The organism is Acidithiobacillus sp. TH-A36 (assembly GCF_057473445.1).
Genome location: NZ_JBYCKP010000356.1, coordinates 1 through 9,009 on the forward strand (window position 1 = coordinate 1; position 9,009 = coordinate 9,009).

13 protein-coding genes are annotated in these 9,009 nt (G+C 54.5%); 9 read left to right on the forward strand and 4 right to left on the reverse strand.

The annotated features are described in order from the left end of the window. The 7 genes from AC2VLY_RS09440 to AC2VLY_RS09470 all read left to right on the forward strand — a co-directional run. On the forward strand, nt 1-632 hold a 632-nt coding region (locus AC2VLY_RS09440; protein WP_486922160.1), incomplete at its 5' end, for a DnaJ C-terminal domain-containing protein. Then, nucleotides 632-1,468, forward strand: a complete 837-nt coding sequence (gene dapB, locus AC2VLY_RS09445; protein WP_193651325.1) for a 4-hydroxy-tetrahydrodipicolinate reductase — start codon at nt 632-634, stop codon at nt 1,466-1,468. The genes AC2VLY_RS09440 and dapB, both read left to right, overlap by 1 nt. A gap of 35 nt (nt 1,469-1,503) precedes the next feature. Continuing rightward, nucleotides 1,504-1,818 carry an antibiotic biosynthesis monooxygenase family protein gene (locus tag AC2VLY_RS09450; protein ID WP_193651326.1) on the forward strand — a complete coding sequence of 105 codons (315 nt, stop codon included), beginning with the start codon at nt 1,504-1,506 and terminating at the stop codon, nt 1,816-1,818. Between the two features lie 82 nt (nt 1,819-1,900). Next, complete coding sequence (locus tag AC2VLY_RS09455) at nt 1,901-2,203, forward strand: hypothetical protein (RefSeq protein ID WP_486922161.1); 303 nt, start codon at nt 1,901-1,903, stop codon at nt 2,201-2,203. Between the two features lie 12 nt (nt 2,204-2,215). Continuing rightward, nucleotides 2,216-2,977: an iron-sulfur cluster carrier protein ApbC gene (gene apbC / locus AC2VLY_RS09460; RefSeq protein WP_486922162.1), complete on the forward strand. Its 762-nt coding sequence runs from the start codon at nt 2,216-2,218 to the stop codon at nt 2,975-2,977. 1 nt (nt 2,978) lies between these two features. Further along, nucleotides 2,979-3,545 (forward strand): dCTP deaminase, encoded by a 567-nt coding sequence (dcd, locus tag AC2VLY_RS09465; RefSeq protein ID WP_193651328.1) that lies wholly within the window; start codon nt 2,979-2,981, stop codon nt 3,543-3,545. A 76-nt stretch (nt 3,546-3,621) separates the two neighbouring features. After that, nucleotides 3,622-3,843: a hypothetical protein gene (locus AC2VLY_RS09470; protein ID WP_031571290.1), complete on the forward strand. Its 222-nt coding sequence runs from the start codon at nt 3,622-3,624 to the stop codon at nt 3,841-3,843. Nucleotides 3,844-3,868: 25 nt separating this feature from the next. Here the strand turns inward: AC2VLY_RS09470 and AC2VLY_RS09475 are convergent, their stop codons facing one another. Genes AC2VLY_RS09475 through AC2VLY_RS09490 form a run of 4 tightly spaced genes read right to left on the reverse strand, consistent with a single transcriptional unit; the run spans nt 3,869 to nt 6,915 of the window. Continuing rightward, entirely contained in the window at nt 3,869-4,516 is a 648-nt protein-coding gene (locus AC2VLY_RS09475; protein ID WP_486892959.1) for a molybdopterin-dependent oxidoreductase, read from the reverse strand. 5 nt (nt 4,517-4,521) lie between these two features. Next, nucleotides 4,522-5,130 carry a hypothetical protein gene (locus AC2VLY_RS09480; RefSeq protein WP_193651330.1) on the reverse strand — a complete coding sequence of 203 codons (609 nt, stop codon included), beginning with the start codon at nt 5,128-5,130 and terminating at the stop codon, nt 4,522-4,524. 20 nt (nt 5,131-5,150) lie between these two features. Further along, nucleotides 5,151-6,824 carry a cryptochrome/photolyase family protein gene (locus AC2VLY_RS09485; RefSeq protein WP_486892961.1) on the reverse strand — a complete coding sequence of 558 codons (1,674 nt, stop codon included), beginning with the start codon at nt 6,822-6,824 and terminating at the stop codon, nt 5,151-5,153. Continuing rightward, nucleotides 6,748-6,915, reverse strand: a complete 168-nt coding sequence (locus tag AC2VLY_RS09490) for a DUF2256 domain-containing protein (RefSeq protein ID WP_193651332.1) — start codon at nt 6,913-6,915, stop codon at nt 6,748-6,750. The genes AC2VLY_RS09485 and AC2VLY_RS09490 overlap by 77 nt, the downstream gene beginning before the upstream one ends. 280 nt (nt 6,916-7,195) lie before the next feature. Here AC2VLY_RS09490 and AC2VLY_RS09495 point away from each other — a divergent pair, with 280 nt between their 5' ends. Both AC2VLY_RS09495 and AC2VLY_RS09500 read left to right on the forward strand, forming a co-directional pair. Beyond that, the gene (locus AC2VLY_RS09495; protein WP_193651333.1) at nt 7,196-8,515 is read left to right on the forward strand and encodes an NAD(P)/FAD-dependent oxidoreductase; all 1,320 of its coding nucleotides are present in this window, start codon (nt 7,196-7,198) and stop codon (nt 8,513-8,515) included. Further along, a partial coding sequence (locus tag AC2VLY_RS09500; protein ID WP_486922163.1) for a DUF1365 domain-containing protein occupies nt 8,491-9,009 on the forward strand: 519 nt, incomplete at its 3' end. The genes AC2VLY_RS09495 and AC2VLY_RS09500, both read left to right, overlap by 25 nt.

Sequence of the window (9,009 nt, forward strand, 5' to 3'; positions counted from 1 at the left end):
GTGGGGGACGCGGTCAGGTGCGGATGGTTCAGGGCTTTTTCTCGGTGACGCGCCCCTGTCCGCAATGTAATGGCAGTGGTAAAACCATCAAGGATCCTTGCAGCAATTGTCAGGGGCACGGCAGGGTCCGCAAAACCCGTGATCTCGAAGTCAAGGTGCCAGCCGGTGTAGATACGGGCGACCGCATCCGTCTGAATGGTGAAGGCGAAGCTGGGGAACGCGGCGCAGCGGCGGGTGATCTGTATATTCAGGTGCGGGTCCAGCCCCACAACTTGTTCGAGCGCGATGGAGATGATCTGCATTGTGCCGTTCCGGTGAATTTCACGACCATGGCCATGGGGGGCGAACTGGAAGTGCCCACTTTGACGGGTCGGGCCAAAATCCAGATTGCGCCGGGAACCCAGTCCGGCATGGTGTTTCGCTTGCGCGGTAAGGGTATCAAGGGGGTGCGCAGCAGGTTGCATGGTGACTTGCATTGTCGACTGCAGGTGGAAGTGCCCGTGCATTTGTCGGCACGACAAAAAGAACTGCTGGAAGAATTTGCCAGCACTGCCGCAGATCAGAGCCAGCATCCCCAGCAGGAAAGCTGGTGGAACAAGGCCAAAGACTTTCTGGACCGGATGGGACTCTGATGAACCAGCCAACCCGCGTCGCCATAACCGCAGTTTCGGGACGTATGGGCCGGGCGCTGATTCAGGCTTTGGAGGGGCGCGAAGACCTGCAGCTGAGCGCAGCCATCGGTCGTGCAGGTGCGGAATATCTGACGCAAGACGCTGGTCGCCTTGCCGGTGTCAGGCCGCTGGGTGTGTCTGTCACGGCAGATTTGAGCGCGGTGCTGGCGCAGGACAAGGCCGTGGATGTGGTCGTTGAATTCGGTCCGGTAGCCGCCGCGCTGGACCATGTGCTGGCTTGTCAGAGGACGAAAACCCCCATCGTCATTGGTACGACGGGGTTTTCTTCCGAACAGCAAAATGTGCTGAAAACCGCCAGTCAGGTTATTCCCCTGCTGTTGGCCCCCAATATGAGTGTTGGCATCAATGTGTTGCTGGCTTATCTTCCGGCTATCACCAAGGCGCTGGGGGAAAGTTACGATGTGGAAATTGTCGAGGCCCACCATCGTCACAAAGTAGACGCGCCATCAGGAACCGCACTGGCTTTGGGGCGCGCCGTCGCCAAGGGACGCGGTGTCGCTCTCAAGGACGTGGAGTGCTTTGATCGTAATACTATCCGGGGGCCACGCCAGGAAGGCAGTATTGGCTTTGCTACTTTGCGTGCTGCTGACGTGGTGGGTGAACATACGGTATGGCTGGCGGGCGCGGGCGAGCGTCTGGAATTGACCCATCGTGCCGCCAGCCGTCTGAACTTTGCCGAGGGCGCACTGCGGGCGGCGCACTGGTTGGCGGTACAAAGCCCCGGATTTTACGATATGCAGGACGTTCTGGGTTTGAAGCAGGGGCCGGTCCTGTAATTTTCCCTGCACTTAAGTAACGAGGAGCAGCTATCATGCAATATGTTGTCGCGAATCGGGTACCTGTAAAGGCCGAATATCGGGCCGAGTTTGAGGCACGTTTTCAAAAACGCGCGGGAGAAGTGGATAAGCAGCCGGGATTTGTGCGCATGGAGGTTTTGCGTCCGGTCAATGATGACGGCGTTTATGTCGTGCTGACGCACTGGGCTGATCAGACAGCGTTCGAGGCCTGGATGAAAAGTGACGATTTCAAGGCGGCCCATACCAATCCGCTGCCCAAGGAAGCCTTTGGTGAAGGGGGCGGTCTGGAGCGTCACGAAGTCGTGATCAGTGCAGAGACCGCACCCTGATCCACTGTCGCGAAAAAACAGATTTTTGCGGATACACCACTTAATATGACGGCAGCTTTGGATGCCGGAGATGAGGACGAGCATGGCAGAATTGACGCGGGAACAAGTAGAGCAGTCATTGCAGGCAATGGAAGACCCTTATCTGGGTAAAACTCTCGCAAAAGCCGGCGTACTCAAAAGTGTGGGCGGTAACCAGGTCAAACTGGAATTACCCTATCCCAGCGCTGGTGTAGCTATCAGTCTGAGTCAGGACGTGGCGCGGCAGATTCAAAATGACCACGGCCTGCAGGCGGATGTTTCGGTCAGTCATCGTATTGTCACCCATCAGGTCCAGCGCGGCGTCAAGCTCATGGAAGGCGTGCGCAATATTATTGCGGTAGCGTAGGGCAAGGGTGGCGTGGGCAAGTCAACCACCTCAGTAAATCTGGCGCTGGCGCTGGCCAGGGAAGGTGCCCGGGTAGGAATTCTGGATGCCGATATTTACGGTCCCAGCCAGCCGCGCATGCTGGGTATTTCCGGTAAACCCACCAGCAAGGATGGAAAAAAGATGGAACCCATGGAGGGGCATGGCCTTAAAGCCATGTCCATCGGTTTTCTGATTGATGAAGAAACCCCCATGGTCTGGCGCGGGCCTATGGTCATGCAGGCGCTGGAGCAGCTGCTCTCGGATACCCGCTGGGGAGAACTGGATTATCTGGTCATCGATCTGCCACCGGGTACGGGCGATACCCAGTTGACCCTGGCGCAGAAAGTGCCGGTTTCTGGGGCGGTCATTGTCACCACGCCCCAGGATATTGCCTTGCTGGATGCCCGCAAGGGTCTGAAAATGTTTGAGAAAGTCGGGGTTCCAATCATCGGGATTATCGAGAACATGAGCTTTTATATTTGCCCCAAATGTGGCAATGAGGACGATATTTTCGGCCATGGTGGCGGTGCCAGCATGGCCGAGCAGGATGGTGTGGAATTTCTGGGCGCCATCCCTCTGGACCGCAGCATTCGTAGCGAAGCCGATAATGGAGCGCCCACGGTGGTGGCACAACCCGATTCGCGTCTGGCCAAAATCTACATCGAACTGGCGCGTCATGTGGCCGGGCGGGTGGCCAATCAGGCCGTGGATCATAGCCACAAATTCCCCAATATTGTCGTGCAGAATCGCTAAAATGAGTATCAAATCAGATCGCTGGATTCGGCACATGGCAGAAAATGAGGGGATGATCGAGCCCTTTTCCCCCTGTCAGGTGCGCCATGTAGAGGGCAGTCCCATCATTTCCTACGGCTTGTCGTCATATGGTTATGATATTCGCTGCGCCGGTGAATTTAAGGTATTTACCAATGTGCGCAGTGCCATCGTCGATCCCAAAAATTTCAGCGAAGATTCTTTTGTGGATTTCAGTGGGGATACCTGCGTTATTCCACCCAATTCATTTGCCTTGGCGCGTACCCTGGAATATTTCCGGATTCCCCGCAATGTGCTCACCATTTGTCTGGGCAAAAGTACCTACGCGCGTTGCGGTATTATTGTGAATGTCACACCCTTTGAGCCGGAATGGGAAGGCTATGTGACCCTGGAATTTTCCAATACCACGCCGTTGCCGGCCAAAATATACGCCAATGAAGGCGTCGCCCAGGTGCTTTTTCTTGAGTCTGATGAGGTCTGCGAAGTGTCCTATGCGGATCGGCGTGGTAAATATCAGGGCCAAAGTGGCGTGACTCTTCCCAAGGCTTGAGTGGTTCTGTAAGCGGAAAAATCAGTCCTGGCAGATGTTAATTTAAATAACCGTGGATTCATTTGAGGGTGTTGTCATGCGCAAAACAGCATTGGTCATACTCAGTATCATCGGCATTTTTCTGATGCTTTCAGGCCTGTTGTTTTTTCTGCAGGGCACCGGAATATTTCCCTACCCGAAAAGCAGTTTCATGATCAATGAAACCATCTGGATTATCCGTGGAGCTATTTTATTTGTGGTCGGGTTGATTGTTCTGTTGATTGGCCGCCGTTTCCGGCGACCAGTTAAATTCCGCTAAATGGCAGAGAATCAACGTTTCTGGTTTACAGCAGGTCCATGAAGCTGAAACCCTTCTTGATGTAGGCATTGTTGGCATAGCCGTCCTTCTCCCAGGTGCCCTGGGGGCGGGTGCTGTCCAGCACAATCTTGTTGACCCATTTGACACTTTTGTAGCCGTACATTTGCGGGACCAGCAGACGCAGCGGATATCCGCCTTTTTGCAGCAGCGGCTGTCCGGAAATGTGCGTGGCAAGAATGACCCCGGGGGCGCGGGCCTGATCCATGGAAAGACTGTCTACATAGACGCCATCGGCACTGTAAAAAGCGACATAGCGGGCACTTGCCTGAGGTTGTATCTGCTCCAGAAAGTGCGACAGGGCAATACCCTGCCAGTGAACATTGTTGACAATCCAGCCGGTCACGCAATGAAAGGTTTCGATTTCCCGAACCTTGCTGAGTTGATATAAATCGGAAAGGGTGAAAGTCTGGGGTTTGTTGATGAGTCCCGTAGTCTCAAGACGATAGGTATCTGGATTGATTCTGGGATAAAACCCCGCATAAGTGTAATACTCCGGAAAAACCGGGATTTTGGCATCTGCCCAAGCCAGGGCAGGATAAGCCAGACTGTCTGCCCCGGTCGCCAAAATCAGGCCACCCGCTGAGCGCAGAAATTCTCGACGATTGATTGACATGACTTTTATCCTCTTTTCCAGACGGCAAATATGCGCCAAAGGGCTTCGCCGCGCAGTGCATGATAAGTGGCCATGACGACATGGCCGATCCAGAAATAAGCTAACAGGGGGGTGCCCAGGCGCATCAGCGTGAGCCCAATTTGTGCGCCTCCGCTCAGATGCAGATCTCCGCGCAGAACGAGCCAGCCGATAAATCCCCCAAAGGTCACGATGCTGACCCCGATGAAAAAAATGGCCTGCCAGAGGCTGGATAAACCCGGTCTCACCCCATGGCTGGGGAGTTTTCCGCGAAATAACCGGGCAAGATCATGACCTACGGCTTGAGGGGTGCGCCAGGAAAACCAGGTACCCAAAAGATGACGCCCCCAGGGCGTGAATAGATATACCAGCCAGGTAAGAACCAGCCAGCCGGTCAGAATCAGCCCGGCAAGTACATGCAGCGGGAACCAGGTGAAATTGGCAAACCACAAGGCGGCCAGGCTGTTCCATAACTCAAAGGTAACACTCAGCACCAGTCCCAGATGCAAAATCTTGGCATAAACAGGATATTCCACCAGGTTTTCAGGCGTCTGAGCGGAGAATACGCTGCCGGGAATAGGAATGATCTCTGCCATGTCTTGCCTCACTTGTAGACTTATTCCAGATTACGTGAAATTTCGGGTTCTGGATGCATTTTATTCAGCTCGAATGCGTGACCATCTTCAAGATTTTTGCGTATCACCTGAGCCTGGGCGCGAATCGCCGCAAGATGCTCGCCGGACATGCGTTCCAGATGCTTCCATTGCAGCGCAGTACGCGGATGCTGACGGAAACGTTCTTGGTGCGTCTGCAGAAAATCCCAGTACAGCACCGTAAAGGGGCAGGCTTTTGCGCCGCTAGCCAATTTGGGTTCATACGGACAGCGCTGACAATGCCCGCCCATTTTCTGCAGATAATTACCGCTGGCGACATAGGGCTTGGATGCCATCCAGCCGCCATCTGCATACTGGGACATGCCGATGACATTGGGCAGCTCCACCCACTCTACGGCATCCACGTAAATGGCCAGAAACCAGCGATGAATGGCTTGCGGCCCGACGCCCAGCAGCAATGCAAACAGACCGGTAATCATCAGTCTTTCAATATGGTGGGCATAACCATGCTCCAGAGTGCGCGCGATGGTGTCCTGCAGGCAGGACAGGTCGGTTTTTGCAGTCCAGTAGAATGCTGGCAAGGGCTGATGGGCCTGGAGGATATTCTGCTGCAGCCATTGGGGCATGTGCAGCCAATAGAGGCCGTGTATGTATTCGCGCCAGCCCAAAATTTGTCGGATAAATCCTTCTGCAGAGGCGATGGAAACTTTACCAGCCCGGAAATTTTCTTCAACCGCCCGAATGACCGTTATGGCACGGATCAGACCGAGATTCAGTGCTGCAGACAGCCGGGAATGATAAAGCCAGACCTGCCCCGGCCAGAAAGCATCCTGCAGGGGACCAAATTGTGCAAGACGATCATCCAGAAAATCCTGAAGAGCGGTTTGGGCCTGTTGGGGAGTCACCGGCCAGTCAAAGTGTTGCAGGTTACCCGGGTGTCCGGCGAATTGTGTTTCGACCAGGGCCATGACTTCCTGCGTGATGGCATCCGGGGTAAAACTCAAAGGTTCCGGAATCCAGCCGGGACCCTGAGAACCGGGACGCTGACGGTTTTCCTGATCAAAATTCCAGCGTCCGCCAACCGGCTGATCTTTTTGCATGAGTATTCCGGTTTTCTGCCGGGCGTGGCGGTACCAGAATTCGAGACGCATCTGGCGACGATTGTCTGCCCACTGGCCAAATTCCGGGACTGAAAACAGAAAATTAAGATTACGCCGTTCTTGCCAGGGAATCTGCCTGCTTTCTGCGCATTGACGAATGGTTTCGCGCAGCTGCCAGGTGCCGGGACGCAGGCTGATGATTTGCCGGGGCCGCCAGCGTAGTAGAGCCGCTTCCAGGGCCTGACTCATGCTCTGATAGGGGTGTGTGCCAAAGGTCAGATACTCCAAAGGAAAGCGACGTTGCCGCAAGGCCGCAGCATGATGACGCATGGCGCTCAGGAACAGGACAATACGGGCCTTATGCGACCAGACTATGGTGGACTCTTCGGGCACTTCCGCCATCCAGCACAGATCCTGAACTGGATCGAAGCCTTCCAGGGCCAGGCTGTCCGGATCCAGATGGTCACCGAGAATCACTACCAGATGACGAACAGTCCTTTCAGTCTGAGACATGGGGCGGGTTTCCAGGGCGATGCCGATTTTTTCGACAGGCGGCTGAACAATACCGTACTTCATCCCAACAGCGCTTCCAGCGTTTACGCCAGGTAAAGGGGCGCTGGCAGACCACACAGATTTTTTCTTCCTGATAACGTTGTAGGGCTTTCATGGCTTATACAAAATAAGAAAGTGTATAGTACAATAAGATTAACAAGGCTTCGGCGCAATGCGCAAGGTGTCTGAACCTGCATCCGCTGACGACGTATTTGCGTAATAGCTGATAATGCCACTTTGCCAAGGTGTTGCGATTACACTGTGGGGTGTTGAGCGTATCAGGACATTGCAGGTTATGGAACATTGGAACCGACACAGGATGTTTGGGAGACTTTGCGCTATCCTGTACTAAGTGAGTATTTGTACAATACATTTAAAAACAATAAAGGAGACTTATGCGAGTTGCCATCATTGGTGCAGGTATTTCCGGGCTGGGGGCCGCCTGGATATTGCGGAAAACGCATAGCGTGAGTGTTTTCGAGGCGGCGGACTACCCCGGCGGTCATACCCACACCGTGGATGTCAGCCTGCAGGGCGTTTCAGCACCTGTAGATACAGGTTTTCTGGTGTTTAATGATCGAACCTACCCGAATTTGCTGGGGCTTTTCGCGGAACTGAACGTACCCTGGACCGCCAGTGACATGTCCCTCAGTGTCCGTCTTCCTGCCCTGAATCTGGAATGGTGTGGCTCCAGTCTGAGCACGCTTTTCGCCCAGAAGCGGAATGTTTTGCGCCCGGCCTTCTGGGGAATGCTCAAGGATATTCTGCGCTTCAATCGCGAAGCGTTGGCCTGGTTAAACATAAGCGATGCGGACATCACCCTGGACGAGTTTCTGCGTCGGGGAGCCTACGGGGAGTGGTTCAAGACAGCCTATCTTCTTCCCATGGCGGCAGCCATCTGGTCTTGCCCGACCGCAACCATGCTGGCTTATCCGGCGCGTTCCATTTTGCAGTTTTATCGGAATCATGGACTTTTACAGATTTTTGATCGGCCACAATGGCGGACAGTCGTCGGTGGGGGCCGTGAATATGTCCGGCGCATCACGCAACAGCTCCATGATGTCCGTCTGAATGCGCCGGTGGAAGCATTGCATCCGGCTCCGGAAGGCGGGTTTACGGTCCAGTTTGCCGGCCATCAGAAAGAACACTTTGATCAGGTCATTTGTGCCCTGCATGGTGATCAGGCCAGAAAGTTGCTTGGTGAGCATTGGCCAGAACAAAGCGCCGCGCTGGCGCAGTGTCAATATCAGGACAATGAAGCCTATCTGCATTGGGATGAACGTTTTCTTCCCAAGCATCGCAAAGCTTGGGCTGCCTGGAATTTTCATGAAGAAGGGGTTGCCGCTGCCCGGCGTTCGGTGGCGGTTACCTATTTGATCAATCAGTTGCAACCGCTGCCCTTCAAGACGCCGGTTATGGTCACTTTGAACCCGCAGCGCGTACCGGATCCGCAAAAAACCTGGGCACAGTTTCATTATGCCCATCCGGTATTTGACCATGGGGCATTGGCTGGTCAGGAGGCCGTGCGGCGTCTGCAAGGTCGTAATGGCTTATGGTTTTGTGGTGCCTGGCTGGGTCACGGTTTTCACGAAGACGGTTTGCGCAGCGCCGTCGAAGTCGCCAATCACATGGGTATTCGCGCTGCCTGGCAAGAGCAGGCGAGTCCCATTACTGAACCACGGATGGAAACATGGCCACAACAAGTTCTACGCTGAAGGGTGGGCTTCTGCTGGGCCGCGTCATGCATCGCCGTCTGCAGCCGTTGCGACGGGCATTTCATTACCGGACCTTCAGTATTTGTTTTGATCTGGATGATTTGCCGCAGCTGCAGAAAATTCTTTCCCGCTTCAGCCCCCTGCGTTTTCACGGTCGAGATCACGGCGGCCGTGATGGTTCGCCACTTTCAGCCTGGATTCGCGACATTTTTGCCAAACAGCAGATTGAAGCCAGCCGCTTTGTCCTGGTCACCTATCCCCGTCTTTGGGGGTATGTTTTTAATCCGGTCAGTTTCTGGCTGGGCCTGGACGAAACCGGCGGGCTGCGCGGCGTGCTGGCAGAGGTGAACAACACTTTCGGCGAGCACCACAGTTATTTGCTGGCGCATGAAGACCGGCGCGCTATCAGCAAGGGTGACTGGCTGGTTGCCAGCAAGGCTTTTCATGTATCCCCGTTTTTACCGGTAGAAGGGCAGTATCGCTTTCGCTTTCAT

Bases quoted from the DNA above. Each gene is read 5' to 3' on its own strand.
- AC2VLY_RS09490 (WP_193651332.1), bottom strand. From the start codon at position 6,915: ATGAAAGCCCTACAACGTTATCAGGAAGAAAAAATCTGTGTGGTCTGC.
- AC2VLY_RS09485 (WP_486892961.1), bottom strand. From the start codon at position 6,824: ATGAAGTACGGTATTGTTCAGCCGCCTGTCGAAAAAATCGGCATCGCC.
- AC2VLY_RS09475 (WP_486892959.1), bottom strand. From the start codon at position 4,516: ATGTCAATCAATCGTCGAGAATTTCTGCGCTCAGCGGGTGGCCTGATT.
- dapB (WP_193651325.1), top strand. From the start codon at position 632: ATGAACCAGCCAACCCGCGTCGCCATAACCGCAGTTTCGGGACGTATG.
- AC2VLY_RS09450 (WP_193651326.1), top strand. From the start codon at position 1,504: ATGCAATATGTTGTCGCGAATCGGGTACCTGTAAAGGCCGAATATCGG.
- AC2VLY_RS09480 (WP_193651330.1), bottom strand. From the start codon at position 5,130: ATGGCAGAGATCATTCCTATTCCCGGCAGCGTATTCTCCGCTCAGACG.
- dcd (WP_193651328.1), top strand. From the start codon at position 2,979: ATGAGTATCAAATCAGATCGCTGGATTCGGCACATGGCAGAAAATGAG.
- AC2VLY_RS09495 (WP_193651333.1), top strand. From the start codon at position 7,196: ATGCGAGTTGCCATCATTGGTGCAGGTATTTCCGGGCTGGGGGCCGCC.
- AC2VLY_RS09455 (WP_486922161.1), top strand. From the start codon at position 1,901: ATGGCAGAATTGACGCGGGAACAAGTAGAGCAGTCATTGCAGGCAATG.
- AC2VLY_RS09470 (WP_031571290.1), top strand. From the start codon at position 3,622: ATGCGCAAAACAGCATTGGTCATACTCAGTATCATCGGCATTTTTCTG.